The organism is Sphingobacterium allocomposti (assembly GCF_008124885.1).
Taxonomy (GTDB): domain Bacteria; phylum Bacteroidota; class Bacteroidia; order Sphingobacteriales; family Sphingobacteriaceae; genus Sphingobacterium; species Sphingobacterium allocomposti.
Genome location: NZ_VNHX01000008.1, coordinates 123,530 through 140,635 on the forward strand (window position 1 = coordinate 123,530; position 17,106 = coordinate 140,635).

Here is a 17,106-nt window from a genome sequence, read left to right on the forward strand (position 1 = left end):
TTGAAAAGCGGATATTGACTATCCGGACGGGGTAAAATTCCTATGAAAAGAGTAGTATAAACCTATGTAAAGGAGACTATGAATCGGTTTTTACAGAAGTATTAAACATAGCATCCGTACTGTTAGCACACGTGTGAATAACCGAGGGAAAGGGCTCATGATGCCATAAAACATGAACAATAATGAATAAATATTAATCAGATGAAAAAAATATTACTCGGACTATTGCTTGCCAGTCCCGGCATATTATGGGCACAAGGGTCTCAGGTAAACACCCAAAGCCAGAAAGCTGTAGGGATGGCGGGAGCCGGATCAGCGCTGTTTATAGACGAAGCATCTATATTTTACAGTCCGGGGGCATTGGCCAAAATGGACCACAATGCCCTGTCTGTTGGCGCCAGTGGCGTGATGTACCGTTCTGCATTCAGAGAACTGAATAGCAACGATGTGCACCATACAAAATTCAAGATCACACCACCCTTTGCTGTGTTTGCCGCCCTTGGGCCAAAAAACTCCTGGTGGAAAGCGGGGATCGGCGTTTATACGCCTTTTGGCGGATCGGTGGATTGGGGAGATCAGTGGCCGGGAAGGTATGAACTGAACCATCTGCAGATGCGGGCTATTTATATTCAACCGACGCTGAGTTTCAAGCTTACCGAAAACTTCGGGATAGGTGGCGGATTTGTATACAATGTCGGCTTTGTTGACCTTTCCCGTTCCATTCCGGCGGCAGGGGCCGACGGGCAACCGGGAAGAGCAGAGCTTTCAGGCGTCGGGACAGGTATGGGATTCAATCTCGGCGTCCACTATCATTTGGAGGACAACGTGGCAATATCCCTCAGCTACCGTTCGAAGGTTGTCACCAAGCTAAAAGACGGCGACGCGGAGTTTACTGTCCCACCCGCGCTGGCAGCCTCATTTCCTAACACGACCTTCAACGCAGAGTTACCTTTGCCTGCTTCCTTTAACTTCGGTATCAGCTTCCCTGCTAGCGATAGGGTTGACATAGCTGCAGATGCTACGTTTATAGGGTACTCTATTTACAAAGAGCTAAATTTCGATTACAAAGACAATACTCCCGCCTTAACAGATACCAGGCAGATTAAAAAATATGAGAACGCGCTGTCGGCGAAGGTCGGGGTTAACTATCAAACCACAGACCGTCTGGCGCTTCGTGCCGGCGCAGGGTACGTCTACACACCCGTCCGTGGACCGTATGTCTCTCCGGAAACACCGGACAATAATCGTCTGATGGGTTCGGTGGGGTTCACGTACGACATCAACGATAAATGGGATATTACCGGGGCCTATGTTTTTCAGCAGTTGATGGAAAGAACTGTGGCAAGTGCCGCGACAGGCCTTACAGGTACATACAAAACAAATATCCACGCGCCAGGTCTATCCTTAACATATAAATGGTAATCACGATGAATAAAGTATTTAACGACATAAAGGTATACATTGGCATCATATCCATTGTATTGGCGTCGTCCTGTAAGCCTGAAATTGAAGGGTTTCAGACGTCTTCCGGACAGGCGGACTTTTCTAAATATGTTGCGGTCGGCAACTCGCTGACGGCCGGATATGCTGATGGGGGGCTTTACCTGGAGGGACAGCAGGTTGCCTATCCCAATCTGCTCGCCGGGCAGCTTAAAAACGTGGGCGGTGGCGAATTCCGAAGTCCATTCTTTTCGGAAGAGCAACGCAACGGCTCGGGGTATCTTCAACTAAAAGCACTTGAAAACGGACAGCCGGTCTTAGAAAACGTGACCTCCAACTTGGCTTACAGAGCGGAAGGAAAGCTAACAAAATACACCGGCGAGATCGAAAATCTGGGCGTTCCGGGGATGCGTCTCGACCTTTCGGCATTCGCAGAGTTCGGCGCATTGAATATGTACTTTGAAAGGTTGTTGCCGGACGCCGAAGTGGGCACGAAAACGTATATGGAGTTTGCTGCCCAAAGAAACCACACGTTCTTTACCTTTTGGCTGGGGAACAACGATGTCCTTGGTTATGCCATGAATGGAGCTGTCGAAGTTCCGGGAGATCCTACGAAAACGTTGACTGCCGTCGGAACGTTTAGCGCGGTTTATAACAATTTTATTAACGCGTTAACAGCGAACCAGCAAAAAGGGGTCGTCGCCACTATACCTGATGTCACGGCAATTCCGTATTTTACTACCGTAACGCGCGCTGCGTTGCTGGCTGCGGTCAACGCCGGCGGAGCCAATGTGTCTGATATATATATACAAACCGGTGCCGGAACCACCCGCGCAGCAACGGATACAGATCTTTTTGTCCTTCCGTTCTCCTCCGCAGGCTTGCTAGGCCGGCCGTCCCAAGGAAATCCTGTGCCTTATGGACTGGCTCCTCAGAATCCGGTAGAAAGTAAGTATGTGCTCGATCCGGCTGAGGTTCAGCTTATTAAAGCGCGGGTAAACGAATTTAACAAGATTATAAAAGAAGTGGCGCAGGCGAAGGGCTTGGCCGTAGCCGACGCGCATGCCTATCTAAATCGGGTAAAAAGCCCAGGTATCGTGTATAACGGGATGAGCATCAATGCCGCCTTTATAACCGGGAATGCATTCTCCCTTGATGGCGTGCATTTAACTCCTATAGGTAACGCACTCATGGCGAATCTCTTCATTGAGGCCATCAACGCGCAATACAAAAGTCGGATACAAAAGGTCGATGTGACGCAATATCGCGGAGTGAAATTCCCTTAAAACGGCCTTTTAGCTATTACATGCGAGGCACTATCTGTATCGGACCAAAAGCATTACGTCTTTTGGAAAGTGGCAGGATGGTGCCTCGTCTGTTAAACACCTGAGCACGGCGCCATGCGCTCGTCGGTGCCGGCCTTTTCGTTTTCTTTTTTAGAAACTGTATCTTTGCCGACGGATAAGCAACGTAATCCATTATACTAACTGTAACAATACAGATGTTTTTTGTGCTTAATGCACTATGGGGAAGAATAAATAATCGACATATGAAAGTTCACCTACAACGTAAAAATGAGGCGGTCCATTTTGAGGCCTCCAGCGAGCTGTCGGCGGTTTCCGTAAATATCGACGGATCGGAAAGCATCGGCGGCGAAGGAAAGGGTGTCCGCCCAATGGAGCTTGTACTCATGGCGCTGGGCTCTTGCAGTGTTTTCGACTTGACAACAATCTTGAAAAAGCAGCGTCAGGAGGTTCTCGATATTCAGGTGGAAGTAGAAGGAAAGCGGCGCGACGAGATACCAAATATCTTTACGCACATTCATATTTCGTTTATACTGACCGGCAATATAGACGAAGAGAAAGCTCAGAAAGCAGCGGAGCTGGCCGTGAAGAAATATTGTTCCGTGCACGATATGCTTGCTGCGGGGGGCGTCGATATTTCCTATAGCCTTAGCTTCCGCTAGTCTGATCCCTTACTCCAGATTCTCTCGGCCCATCTTCCCACGAACCAAAAAGAGACCGCTAAAAGGAGGAAGAAGATGGTCCGGTTGATGTTGTCCCAGAGGTACTCCACAAAACGGGTGTACAGGTTGAGAATAAAAAACACAAATCCGATATCCCGGGACGTATTGTCTTTGGTCTTCATGCCGTATAAGGCTAGACCCAACGAGAGGGCAATAGCCAAAATGCCCCAATAGAGAATATGGTATTGGCGAACCTGCGTCCATGCATCAAAGCTGCTATAGTTTCCAAAAATGGAAAGACACCATAAGGCGATCATCGTGTATAACAGACCTACGACATAGCTCGTTGTCTGAAACGGACGTAAGGGCTTGATACGGTTTTGACCCCATATGGCAAACGCGGTAAGAAGCAACCCAAACAATGTAAAACGTAGAGGATAGTTCATACCCCAGAACTTAAAACCCCAGTTGCTATGCGAGGCCGTCTCGGTGGCAAACCAGATACCCAGAGCGACCAACGTAAATACCCAGATCAGTTTAGAGTTGAGTTTGACGGATAGTATGGCGTAAATAACAATAGAAAGCAGGAAAAGAAGCGTATACTGGCTCGTCGTCCTGTCAAGGACCTGTCCTAAAAAGCCAATGCAGGCCGCCGTTGAGAACGAACCGGCAAGCATAAGTGTCTCGTTCGAAAACGTCTTCTCGGGATATTTTTTCTTGTTGCGGAAGCCGAGAAAGTAAAATCCCACAGCCAGCGCAGCGAAAAATAAGCAGAATACGATGTTAGGCGTCGCATAAAACCTTTCTACAAAGCGGACTAGCGTGTCGTCTGCAAACAGGGATAAAACCGAAAATATAAGCGAAACTAATGCCACCCAGAACGCATAGCGCGCCAAGGTCTTCCATTCGAACTCCTTTTCTCCAATGGTCTGTTTTAGCTCTTTGACTTTCCCTTCATCCAGCAAATTCGCCGCCTGCCACCGGTCTAACGCCCCTTCAACAACTTCCTTCTCCTGTTTTGTTAAGTCTAATTTTTTCAAGTTGATTATGTTTATGTCATCCAAAGTACGAAATATTGACGAAATGGTTTCACCGCCCATAGAAAAGTTAAACATGCGCTCTGTCGAGGGTTGCGCCCAAGAAGAGAGCGCTCCCGCCCACTGCCGAATGTACCATTGCAAATTACGCTATCGTTTGTGTTACATTATGTTTGTGAGATATCTCGGCCGAATTTCTTATTTTCACTGCCATACATGGTTACAATGGCATACGTCTGTTTTCAGACGGCGTTCATACCGAGCGCAATGAGCTCATGAATGCCGCTGAAACATATGTTCTATGAATAACCGGGCTTACGAGCTCTTGAACACTATAAAACAACACAGGTGAAAAATCTGATAGCTTCATCGCCACTAAAAAACAAACCGGGTGTGGCGAGCTTATCTATACATTTGAAATTTAACACGAATAGACAATTTAAACGGATGAAAAAATACACGTCGCTTTTACTTTCTGTTGTCATGCCGTCTATGCTGCTTGCGCAGGAGGCTCCAAAACCTTATGGTGCATTACCTTCTGAGCGCCAGCTGCGCTGGCACGAAATGGAAATGTATTGCCTGATACATTATACGCCGACAACCTTTCAGAACAAAGAATGGGGGTTTGGAGATGCAGATCCTGCAATTTTTAATCCGAAGAAGTTTGACGCCTCCCAGATTGCTGCCGCCGCTGCTGCGGGCGGGTTCAAAGGCCTGATCTCTGTCGCCAAACACCACGACGGGTTCTGCCTCTGGCCTACCACCACCACAACCTATAGTGTGAAGCGATCTCCATGGAAAAACGGCCGCGGCGACATGGTTAAAGAGTTTATGCAAGCAGCCCGCGATAACGGCATGAAGTTCGGCGTTTATCTGTCGGCGTGGGACAGAAATGATACTCGCTATGGAACGGCGGCTTATGCCGACGCATACCGTGCACAACTGACGGAGCTGATGACCAATTACGGAGAGCTTTTTACCTCCTGGCACGATGGGGCCAACGGCGGAGACGGGTATTACGGCGGCAAAAACGAAAAGCGTATCATAGATCGTTCGACCTATTATGCATGGCACGAAAAAACATGGCCTATTGTGCGGGAAAAGCAGCCTATGGCCATGATTTTCTCCGATATAGGCCCTGATATGCGGTGGGTAGGTAACGAAAAAGGATTTGCGGATGAAACAAGCTGGGCAACATTTACACCGAAAGGTGTTGATGGACGCCCTCCCGTACCCGGCGACGCCGATTACAGCGAGTCGAGTTCAGGGACGAGAAACGGTACGCAGTGGATTCCTGCGGAATGCGATGTGCCCCAGCGTCCAGGATGGTTCTATCATGCGGACCAGGATGCCAAGGTCAAGACGCCGGACGAGCTGTTTGAGATATACTTAAAGTCGGTCGGCCGCGGTGCCAACATGAACCTCGGACTGGCGCCCATGCCCGACGGGTATCTGCATGCGAATGATGTGAAATCCTTAACGGCATTTGGCCGTAAACTACGGGAGACGTTTGCCCATAATATGGCTCAGGGTGCATCCGTCCGCGTATCGGATCTGCGCGCCGATTCCCACAGGTTCGCCGGCGACCTCATTCTGGACGACGACCGTTATAGCTATTATGCATCCAACGACAACGTGCTGACACCCGAACTGGAAATCACATTGGCCGAAGAAAAAACGTTCGACCTCATCCGTTTGCGGGAGAATATCAAACTGGGGCAACGTCTGGATAGTGTTCAGATCGAAGTGCTCCGCGGCGATAAATGGCATCATCTGGCCAACGTAACCAGCGTTGGAGCCAATAGGCTGATAAAATTGGAGTCGCCCATAACAACGTCGAGGTTAAGAATCCGGCTATTTGCTCCCGTGGCGCCCACGCTAAGCGATTTCGGACTGTTCAGGGAGCATATTGAACCGTTTACATTCGATAATGCGGAACCGGTCCGTACTGCGTTGAAAAGCCATGAATACAGTATCCAGACGGCTACAGGGCTGTCGAAGAGTCTTGATAAGAACCCCGCAACTATGGAGGAGCTGACAGCATTTTCGCAAGGTGTCGTCTTTGAGCTGAAGCAGCCGGTTGCAGCGCTGGCATACCTTCCGCGCCAGGACGGTAAGACAGAGGGGATCGCCCTGAAATACGAGATAGCCTCGAGTAAAGATGGTCAGGTCTGGAAAACCATTAAAACCGGAGAATTTTCCAACATCGTCGCCAACCCCATCGAACAGATGATCGTCTTCGATCAGCCGGTCAAAGAAAAGTATATTCGCTTTGTCCCAAAAGAAACTGTCGGCAAGACCTTCACTGTCGCTTCCTTTACTTTATTTAATTAACGATGAAAACGAGAATTGCCAGACTGCTGATTTTCCTCTCCTTGCCCTTAGGTGGCCTGACTGCACAAGATCTCACCATGTGGTACGACAAACCTGCTGCCCGCTGGGAAGAGACCTTACCCCTCGGTAATGGCTTAATCGGTATGATGCCCGACGGCAAAGTGCACGACGAATCGATCGTCACCAACGAAATTTCCATGTGGTCAGGGAGCCCGCAGGATCCGAACAATTACAATGCATACCATAGTGTAGGCGAGATACAGCGACTGCTGTTTGCCGGTCACAATGATAAGGCCGAGGCCTTAGTCAACGCCAATTTCATCTGCCGGGGCGAAGGATCAGGGCAGGGCAGAGGCGCGAACGTGCCGTATGGCTGCTATCAGAATTTCGGTCACCTGAACCTCCTTCATACGATAGCGGGAGAGGCGACAGACTATCGCCGGAGTCTTGACTTAACGCAGGCTGCCGCGACAACTTCGTTTACGGCTAATAATGTCCGTTACCTCCGGCAGTATTTTACGTCGTTCGATAAAAATGTAGGCGTGATCAGACTTTCCGCCAATAAAAAAGGAAAGATTAGCTTTGCAACACACTTTTATCGGGATGAACACATTGACGACATGCACGTATCGGATGCGCGGATTACCTGGAGCGGCGCCCTCCCCGACGGGCGGGGCGGCAAAGGGCTACAGTTCGCCGGTCAGGTGAAGATCGTTCCTAAGGGCGGTACCCGTATGGTACATGACAATCAGGTCGTCGTCAAAGGAGCTGACGAGGTGCTGATTTTCTTCGCTGCGTCTACCGATTATTATGGACACGATGCGCAGCTGGCGGTGGAGAACGCCCTCAATAGCGCATCGGACGAAAACTATGATACCCTGTTTAAACGTCATGTTCAACGGTTCGGAGAGTTCTTTAACCGCGTGTCGTTAACGATTCCCGACAAAGAAGACAACAGTCGTATCCCGACGGACCGCCGCATCCGGCGTTTCTTCGAAGATCCTTCCCGCGACAATGCAATGGCCGTGCTGTACTATCAGTTCGGACGTTACCTCAGCATTTCCAGTGCTGCTCCGCAGACGAAGAATGCACTCCCTCCAAATTTGCAGGGACTGTGGGCACATCAAATCCAAACCCCGTGGAATGGGGACTATCACCTCAATATCAATGCCCAGATGAATCATTGGGGAGTGGAAGTAAGCAATCTGCCCGAATACCATAGGCCATTTATTGAAATGATCAAACGTATTGCAAGAGAAGGCGAAAGGACTGCGAAAGCTTATTATAATGCGCCGGGATGGGTGGTGTATATGATGACCAACGTATGGGGATATACGGCACCGGGTGAGCAGGCATCTTGGGGGGCCAGCACAGCGTCGGGATGGCTGTGTAACCACCTCTGGGAGCATTACCAGTTTACAAACGACACAGCCTATCTCGCGGAGATATATCCAATTTTAAAAGGAGCGGCAACCTTCTATCATGCGACGATGGTCAACGATCCCAAAACGGGGTGGAAGGTTACGGCCCCATCGGTATCGCCGGAGAATGCCTTCCGTATGCCAAACGGCAAAACGGCGGCCGTTGTTATGGGCCCCACCATCGATAATCAAATTGTACGCGAGCTTTACGAAGCGGTCATTAAAGCTGATAAAATATTGCAACAGGGAGACCCGTTTGCTGATACGCTGGCCGCAGAGCTAAAGCAGATTCCGCCACCTGTGGTCGTTAGCAGCTCGGGGCGCGTAATGGAATGGCTGGACGACTATGAAGAGGTCGAACCGACACATCGGCACGTTTCTCATTTATACGGTCTTTATCCGGCACATTTCATCTCTCCCATCAGTACGCCAGACTGGGCGGAAGCGGCAAAGAAAACATTGGCTGTACGGGGCGACGAAGGAACAGGTTGGTCCCGTGCATGGAAGGTGCTTTTCTGGGCACGCCTGCACGACGGCGACCACGCGCTGGAAATCTTACGTCAGCTGCTGAAGCCCGCTATCACCGACGCAACAACATACCACGGGGACGGGGCTGGGACATATCCAAACCTGTTCTGTGCACATCCACCATTCCAGATCGACGGCAACTTCGGAGGTTCTGCGGGGATTGCGGAAATGCTGATCCAGTCGCATGACGGCTATATACATCTACTTCCCGCACTGCCGCGGGCGTGGTCAGAAGGCGAAGTGAGAGGGCTGAAAGCACGTGGAAATTATACAGTTGACATCCGCTGGAAGGATGGAAAGGTGGTTGATTACAACGTGTACGGTACAAGCCCCGACAGTGTTACACTGGTAGTTAACGGGGAAAGGATAATAAAAAAGATATAGAAAAAACGTCTATTTTTTCTATTTTAGGAAAAATAACCTACTATGCATAAGTACTTATTACTCCTTTTTACTATTGGTTGGTTACTGACGGGCTGTCGGCAGACGGGGCAACAGTCGGGTACAGCACAAGATACCGTTTACGTTCCCCATTCGATTAAGATTTCACTTTCAGGCACGGCGGCATTGCCTGATCGTACCAAAGTTTATATCAATACGGATGAAAACACCATGCAGCCGTTACTTTCCGGATATGTCAACGGAGGAGCGTTTGTAATCGAAGGAGAGCTGGCTGAGCCTAACTTTTATAATCTCGTTGTCCAGCAAGAGGTGTTTAAAGTGTATTTAGAAAATGGTGCTACCTATGCGTTCACGGGGACGGTCGACAGCGATGGGCGGCTACAGTCGGGGCGGATCACGTCCTCTTCTCCGGTAATGAATGACTATCTCCGCTATGAGAAGCTACTGGAATCAAAAAATGAAGACTTCCGAAGACGTTCCGCTGCTCTGCAACGGGAGATGGACAACCCGAAGACATACCAGGCTGCTGTCGAAAAGTCGCTTCTTCTGGGAGAAGAACGCAGCGGCTATCGGGAAAAGCTCAAGCAGGAATTTCTAGAAGACGGAAAGGTAGGACCTGCCTTTAAGCTCTTTTTGATAAAAGAAGATAACATCCGACGCGAAAATTATAGTTATTACGACGATATGCTAAAGCGTGTGCCGGATAGCTTGAAGGAAATATCTTTATATAGGCAGGTAGCCAGGAAAGTAACAGCTGTCCGCCAATTTTATGAGGACATGCCCGACTTTCCCGCTATCAGTCCGCGTAATCCCGCTGGGGACAGTCTTAAACTCGAAGCTTTCAAAGACAGGGGGACGCTGCTTCTCGTATTTTGGGGAGCTTGGAATGGCGCCTCCAAAGATGATATTATTATGATCAGACGAAAGGCAGATGCGCTATCGCAAATGCATATAACGCCCGTTTATCTGACGTGGGACAAAAACTATGACTCCTGGACAAAGGCTAGCGACGCTCTGCGACTGGGCGAATTTAACTATAGGCTGAACGCTACCGATCAGGATTTTATAGCGACAAACTACGGCGTGAGGACGTTACCACATTATATGCTCGTGAAGGCGGCCGACCGCACTGTCATTGACCACGATTTCAAATTTCCCTTGGACGGTAAATTAGAGCAAGCCCTGAAAGGGTACCTATCCAGGAGCAATTAACCAACTCTGCTTTCATTTCTGCTTAGCTGTGCAGCAAGCCCTTCTAATGGATTTTAAAAGTCGGGAAACAAGTTAAAAAAACAAGCGATAATCAATGAAGAAAAAAATAAAATCTATTCTTGTCGCCTTGCTTCTAAGCCAATTCTATGTAGGCGAGGCGCAGGAGATAACCACGCCAAAAGCACACTTCGGGTTCGATATCGGCGAAGATTATATGCTGGCCAACTATAGGCAGATGGAAGGATATTTCCTGAAGGTTGCCAAAGAATCCGATAGGGTTTTAATTAAGGAGGCGGGAACGACCGAAGAGGGACGTCAGCAATATTTAATGATTATCTCCTCTCCGGACAACCTTAAAAATATTGAAAAATATCGGAGTATCTCTCAACGGCTGGGCCGGGCCGAAGGTCTGGCCGAAGAGCAGGCCAGGGCCCTTTCAGTAGAAGGAAAGCCTATCGTCTGGATAGATGGAGGGATGCACTCGAATGAGATGGTCGGATCACACCAGCTGATTGAGACATTCTATCAACTGGTAAGCCGCCGGGATCCCGAAGTGCAGAATTATCTCGACAAGGTGGTCGTCCTCATGTGGCATGTAAACCCCGACGGTCAGGATCTGCTTGCAGACTGGTATATGCAGTATCCGGAAAAGGAAAAGCGGAATATGTCCATTCCCCGACTGTATCAGAAGTATGTCGGGCATGATAATAACCGCGATTTTTTTATGTTTAACATGAAGGAAGCGTCGAACCTTGCGAAGGTCATGTATGTAGATTGGTTGCCGCAGATAGTTTACAACCATCACCAGACGTCGCCGGATGGGACGGTGGTCGCCGGGCCTCCCTATCGCGATCCGTTTAACCACGTGTTTGACCCGCTGCTCGTCACCGGCATCGACGGCGTGGGGTTTGCCATGATTAACAGGCTCAACGAAGAAGGAAAGCCGGGCTATGTCCGTATGGATCAATCCGGCTTCTCCACATGGTGGAATGGAGGCCTGCGGACAGCGCCCTATTTTCATAATATGATCGGCATACTGACAGAGATTACCGGCAGCCCCACACCGTCAGAAATTCCGCTGGTGGCCGAACGGCAAGTTCCCCGCAACGGCCTGCCGTTTCCGGTAGCCCCCCAAAAGTGGAACTTCCGTAAATCGATAGATTACTCAGTGTCGCTCAATCTCGCCATTCTGGACTACGCCGCACGGAACGGCGATAAACTCCTGTATAACTTTTACAAGATGGGCAAGAATGCGATTGATAAAGGAAACACCGACACGTGGACGAAGTATCCGAAATATATACAACATATCGAAAAGGCGTACGCTGCCGATATTGAGGCGGGAAAGATAAAGGCAATACAAAATAATTCCTATTATCGCGCGAAGATCATTCCGACAGATTATTACGAAGCAGTTTTTACAGACAAATCGTTCCGGGATCCCAGAGGCTACATTCTACCAGCTGACCAGGAAGACTTTGGGACAGCCGTAAAGTTTGTTAACGCCCTGATAAAATCGGGCGTATACGTATATCAGGCCTCGGCCGATTTTAGCGTCAACGGGAAAAACTATCCCAAGGGGTCCATTATTGTCCGAACCAATCAGGCGTTCAGGCCACAGGTACTGGATATGTTCGAGCCACAGGACCACCCTCATGATGTGGAATATCCAGGAGGGCCTCCGGTGCGTCCCTATGATGCTGCGGGCTGGACCCTCGCGCTACAGATGGGTGTGAAGTATGACCGGATTCTTGATGACTTCGACGGGCCATTCCGGAAGCAGGAATATGGCGTGCTCATCGAGCCGCTTCAGCGGGAGGTTCCGCGGTCAAAGGTGGGATATCTGATTAACGGAAAGGCGAACGACGCTTTTATTGCGGTCAACCGATTGCTGCAATCAGGGGTCAACGTATTCCGCGACCTGGATACCAAGGACTTCTTCGTGGAGGCCCGGGAAAGTACAAAGATCGCCGATTTTGGCCGTCAGCTCGGGTTGACCATCAGCGCGGCGGGGAAAAAGCCGGCCCGGCTGCAGGCCCTGCAGCCGCTCAAAATCGGTTTGTTTGATTATTATGGCGGAAGTATGCCTTCCGGCTGGACCAGATGGATATTGGAGCAGTACGGATTTAATTATGAACTGTTCTATCCAAAGGACATCGACGAAGACCGTCTGAAAAAGTACGATATTTTGGTATTCGTCGGTCCCGGCATACCTCCGCATGGCGTGCAACGAACCAGGGGGCAGGTGGAAGAGCATCTAGTGCCTCCGCAGTACCGCCACATGCTAGGGGCCGTGACAGTCGAAAAATCTATTCCCGCTTTGAAACGCTTTGTAGAGCAAGGCGGACGTATTCTAACAGTTGGAGCTTCCTCCGACCTCGTATATCATTTGGGCTTTCCTGTAGAAAATCCCTTAACCGAAGAGGGAAGAGACGGTAAACGGGTAAACATCCCGAGCACGAAATACTATGTTCCCACAAGTATCCTGCGCGCTGAAGTCGATCCCGCAAAGGCAGAGAACTACGGGCTGGATAGCGAACTGAACATCGTTTTCAACAACAGCCCCGTATTTCGGTTTCAGCCGTCAGACAATCTTTACTCCTTGGGGACAATCCCCTCTGATAAGCCTCTTTTAAGCGGCTGGGCACATGGGCAGCATTATTTGAACGGTGTGAGTATCGGCTTGGTAGGCATGTTGGGAAAAGGAAAAGTGATCGCCATCGGCCCCGAGGTTACCAACCGCGGACAAAGCCATGCGACCTTTAAAATGGTGTTCAATCAGTTATATAAATAACGTTGATAACATACCTTCACGTGGAATTAACATTTCGCCGCGATCCGTAGCATACAGTTTTGTATAGCAAAGAACCTTTAGGAAAATATTTTTTCCTAAAGGTTAAATTGTTTGTTTTTTTTTATTATCTTTGGGTAGCCGATTAAAACTTGGTCTGAATAATATGAAAAAACTAACGAACATTGTTCGGTGTAGTGTTTCTTTTTTATTCATCCTATTTTATGCTAGTTCCTGTAAAAAAGATGCCGTATTCCCGGATGATGGTAGAGAAAGCTACACCGTGGGATTCAAATTCAAGGAATTTGAACAGATCTTAACACCTTTACAAACGCGCGCCGCTCAACGTGCTTCAGCGAATACGAGGGCGACAACTGCCTCGACGGAGAATGTCCGGGAAGGATTGATCTATTATTGGTCCTTCAATGCGGAAACATTACTGCCTGACCTTTATCCAACTACGGGCTCGTCGATAACGTATAATGGCGGCAGCCCGCCTATGGGCTTCAGTTCGGGCTGGAGATATGAAGATTACGCGGCGGGAAGCGCCTTGTCCATGACGGGGCTGACAGAACTCATCATCAAAATGCCTCTTAACAATGTACGGGATGTACAAACATTAGCGTTCGACATCAGTTCCTCCGGAACCGGGCCTAAGAGCTTCGCGCTGTGGTGGACACAGGACGGAACAGACTATCGGATTCTTGCCGAAGACAATCAGTTCTCCAATACCAACACGCCGCAGTCAAGAAATGCATTCAGCTATGACCTGTCAGGCCTGTCGCTGGACCTCACGAAGCCCTTATACATAAAATTGATACCTAAAGCCGGATCGAGAGGGACGGCCGGAGATTACCGTGAGACGACGGGCGTCACAAAAGTTGACAACTTTAGATTATATGGTGCTGCGCAGGTGTCGTCAGGTTCGTCGATAAGGCGGTTGCACTATCATATCTTTGATGTGGAGACAAAAACGTGTGTTATGGCCGGAGCAACAGACATCAACGACGACGGCCTGACCGATTTTACGGTGTCGCTGCCGGAAGGCGAATATGTGGCATCGTTTGCAGCCAATATCTCCGATGCGACACTACTTATACCGGGAGAGGTTGCTGCCGACAGCTATTACCTCGCCAACGTATTTGCCAACCACCAAGCAAAAATATATGGCGTGCTGGATACCTTTGCCGTCTCGAAAGACATGCAGCTCGACGTCATCTTGAAGCGCTACTATAGTGAGATTAAGTTTGAGTTTACCGATAGCCGGGATCTATCCCGTGTAGAAAAGCTGGTTGTAAAGCGGCAGCGCGAACCGGTCTTTTATGCACCCTTTAACCCGATGATGGCTAATCCCATACAAGATATGACAGAGATCGTCGTACACCGGCACTTCGATGAGGGAGGGAAAGAGTTTGTGTTTCACCAGTTTTTGGGCGGTCGCGAGGTGGCGCTGCCGATATCCTATCTTGTAGAAGCCTACGATGGGGAAGGGATATTATTACGGTCGTTTACCGTGGACAGCGCTATTCCCAACAACGTTCAGCTCGTCTTTCGGGGCAAGCTGCTCGATGCGGCCCATCTAAACGCTGGATTCCAAGTTCGGTTGAACGAAACATGGGATGGAAGCCAGATTGTAGAATTTGAGTGAGCATGGAAAGGGCGGCTCTTAGAAACTGATGTAGTCGAAATACCGTTGGGCGAATAATCGGAAATGTCATCCTGAGCGGAGTCGAAGGATGCATTTCCACTTTGTTTACCCGTATTGGGAAACCTATATTGCCCATGTCGAAATGCAAGATCAACTTCGTGGGGATGTCGCTGCTAGTGCGAGCAGAAGGATAGGTTGTGCCTTGCCGCCTGTTAGCAGACGCTTCCGCCCGCTTTCAAAATTTTTTGATAAAAAGTAGGGAGCCCTTTTGGGACACCCTACCTATATGGTTATCCTTCAATGGGACTTATATCAGTTTCTCTAAAAGGTTGTTCCAGCTCACGAGGTCGGCAATGATTCTGCCGAGTTCTGCCGCCGGCACACGTTCCTGTTCCATGCTGTCCCGATGACGTATGGTCACGGTATCGTCGTCCAACGTTTGGTAGTCGACGGTAATACAGAAAGGCGTACCTATGGCGTCCTGACGGCGATAGCGTTTTCCGATAGCGTCTTTCTCATCGTACTGCAGGTTGAAGTCCAACTTTAATTTGGCCATTATCTCCCTGGCTTTGTCCGGCAGTCCATCTTTTTTTGTTAAAGGAAGGACAGCGGCTTTGACAGGGGCGATAGCCGGATGGAATTTCAATACAACGCGGGAATCCTGTTTTTCTGGTGTGGACAGATCTTCCTGTACCAGAGAGTTAGCCAATACCGTCAGGAAAAGGCGGTCCAGACCGATGGACGTCTCGATGACGTAAGGAATGTAGTTTTGATTGATTTCCGGGTCAAAATATTGCATCTTCTTCTTCGAATATTCCTGATGCTGCTTCAAGTCGAAGTCTGTACGGGAATGGATGCCTTCCACTTCTTTAAACCCGAATGGAAATTCATATTCGATATCCACGGCGGCGTTTGCATAGTGTGCAAGCTTTGCATGGTCGTGATAACGGTATTTCGCAGGGTCTGCTCCCAATGCCAAGTGCCATTTCAGACGCGTTTCTTTCCATCTTGTATACCACTCAAGTTCCGAACCGGGGCGGACGAAAAATTGCATTTCCATCTGCTCAAATTCGCGCATCCGCATGATAAACTGTCGTGCAATTACTTCGTTGCGGAATGCTTTACCAATCTGCGCAATACCAAAAGGAATCTTCATCCTTCCCGTTTTCTGAACGTTCAGAAAGTTGACAAATATTCCTTGCGCTGTCTCTGGCCGTAGGTACACTTGCTCAGCGCCATCCGCCATGGCTCCCATCTGCGTGGCAAACATGAGGTTAAACTGACGAACCTCCGTCCAGTTTTTGGTGCCTGATATCGGACATACAATGTTATGTTCCTCGATGATGGCCTTTAAACGGGCCAGATCATCCGCATTTAACGCGTCATCCAGCTCTTTTTGCAGCTGCTCAGCTTTATCAGTCTTTCCGTCTTTCGCGTAGCGGTCGATTTTATCCTCGATCAGCTGGTCAGCACGGTACCGCTTTTTGGAATCCTTATTGTCGATCATCGGATCGTTAAACCCGTCAACATGCCCAGATGCCTTCCACGTCGTAGGGTGCATAAATATGGCGGCATCGATGCCCACAATATTCTCGTTCAGTTGCACCATGGATTTCCACCAATAGGTCTTTAGGTTGTTCTTCAATTCGGATCCCAATTGACCGTAATCATATACGGCGCTCAGACCGTCATAGATCTCACTCGAAGGAAATACAAAACCGTATTCCTTGGCATGTGATATAATGTTTTTGAAAAAATCGTCCGTTTGCTTACTCATAAGAGGCAAATATAAAAATTAGATGTTAGATTATTAGACAATAGATTATAGATGTTGTGCGTCTCATGTCTCTCATCTCAGTTCTTGGTCCCCACAAGGTTCCGGATCTGCTGAGACGCATTTTTGTTATCCACTTTCTTGATAATGTGGTCGATAAATCCCTCTTCGTTGATGACAAATGTTGTCCGGGCCGTGCCCATGTATTTCTTGCCATACATGTTCTTTTCAACCCATACGCCGTAGTCGGTTACTATCTTTTTGTCTTCATCTGCCAGTAGATTGAAAGGAAGCTCAAATTTGGCGATGAACTTCTGGTGCGACTGCTCACTGTCTATGCTGACGCCGATCACTTCGAAGCCCTCATCTATCAACGATTGGTAATTGTCCCTAAAATTGCAGGCTTCTGTGGTACAGCCCGGGGTGTTGTCTTTAGGGTAAAAGTAGAGGATCACCTTTCTCCCCTTAAAATCAGACAATCGGATGATTTCGCCATGTTGATTTCTCGCTTCGATTGCCGGGGCTTTATCGCCTATTTGTAGTGTAGTCATTT

At 48.9% G+C, this 17,106-nt stretch carries 11 protein-coding genes; 8 read left to right on the forward strand and 3 right to left on the reverse strand.

What is annotated here, in order from left to right; genetic code table 11:
- Window positions 1-201 precede the first annotated feature (201 nt).
- From BC792_RS07980 to BC792_RS07990, 3 genes are all read left to right on the forward strand, one after another.
- Window positions 202-1,422 (forward strand): OmpP1/FadL family transporter, encoded by a 1,221-nt coding sequence (locus BC792_RS07980; RefSeq protein WP_148908465.1) that lies wholly within the window; start codon window positions 202-204, stop codon window positions 1,420-1,422.
- Window positions 1,423-1,427: 5 nt separating this feature from the next.
- Window positions 1,428-2,726, forward strand: coding sequence for an SGNH/GDSL hydrolase family protein (locus BC792_RS07985; RefSeq protein WP_148908466.1), 1,299 nt, complete (start codon window positions 1,428-1,430; stop codon window positions 2,724-2,726).
- A 263-nt stretch (window positions 2,727-2,989) separates the two neighbouring features.
- Window positions 2,990-3,406 (forward strand): OsmC family protein, encoded by a 417-nt coding sequence (locus BC792_RS07990; protein WP_148908467.1) that lies wholly within the window; start codon window positions 2,990-2,992, stop codon window positions 3,404-3,406.
- On the opposite strand, the gene BC792_RS07995 is transcribed toward BC792_RS07990, so the two are convergent.
- Window positions 3,403-4,446 (reverse strand): DUF2157 domain-containing protein, encoded by a 1,044-nt coding sequence (locus BC792_RS07995; RefSeq protein ID WP_148908468.1) that lies wholly within the window; start codon window positions 4,444-4,446, stop codon window positions 3,403-3,405. The genes BC792_RS07990 and BC792_RS07995 overlap by 4 nt on opposite strands.
- A gap of 444 nt (window positions 4,447-4,890) precedes the next feature.
- On the opposite strand from BC792_RS07995, the gene BC792_RS08000 reads away from it, so the two are divergent.
- The 5 genes from BC792_RS08000 to BC792_RS08020 all read left to right on the forward strand — a co-directional run bounded on the left by BC792_RS08000 (window position 4,891) and on the right by BC792_RS08020 (window position 14,779).
- On the forward strand, window positions 4,891-6,777 hold the full coding sequence (locus tag BC792_RS08000) for an alpha-L-fucosidase (RefSeq protein ID WP_148908469.1): 1,887 nt from the start codon (window positions 4,891-4,893) through the stop codon (window positions 6,775-6,777).
- A 2-nt stretch (window positions 6,778-6,779) separates the two neighbouring features.
- Window positions 6,780-9,110, forward strand: coding sequence for a glycoside hydrolase family 95 protein (locus BC792_RS08005; protein WP_148908470.1), 2,331 nt, complete (start codon window positions 6,780-6,782; stop codon window positions 9,108-9,110).
- A gap of 42 nt (window positions 9,111-9,152) precedes the next feature.
- A complete protein-coding gene (locus tag BC792_RS08010) occupies window positions 9,153-10,340 on the forward strand; it encodes a DUF4369 domain-containing protein (RefSeq protein WP_148908471.1) in 1,188 nt (395 codons plus the stop codon).
- A gap of 94 nt (window positions 10,341-10,434) precedes the next feature.
- The gene (locus BC792_RS08015) at window positions 10,435-13,134 is read left to right on the forward strand and encodes a M14 family metallopeptidase (protein WP_148908472.1); all 2,700 of its coding nucleotides are present in this window, start codon (window positions 10,435-10,437) and stop codon (window positions 13,132-13,134) included.
- A gap of 163 nt (window positions 13,135-13,297) precedes the next feature.
- On the forward strand, window positions 13,298-14,779 hold the full coding sequence (locus BC792_RS08020; RefSeq protein WP_148908473.1) for a hypothetical protein: 1,482 nt from the start codon (window positions 13,298-13,300) through the stop codon (window positions 14,777-14,779).
- A 307-nt stretch (window positions 14,780-15,086) separates the two neighbouring features.
- Here BC792_RS08020 and BC792_RS08025 read toward each other — a convergent pair whose 3' ends face one another.
- Entirely contained in the window at window positions 15,087-16,556 is a 1,470-nt protein-coding gene (locus BC792_RS08025; RefSeq protein WP_148908474.1) for a glycine--tRNA ligase, read from the reverse strand.
- A gap of 77 nt (window positions 16,557-16,633) precedes the next feature.
- Window positions 16,634-17,104: a thioredoxin-dependent thiol peroxidase gene (gene bcp, locus BC792_RS08030; protein ID WP_148908475.1), complete on the reverse strand. Its 471-nt coding sequence runs from the start codon at window positions 17,102-17,104 to the stop codon at window positions 16,634-16,636.
- Between the last annotated feature and the right edge of the window lie 2 nt (window positions 17,105-17,106).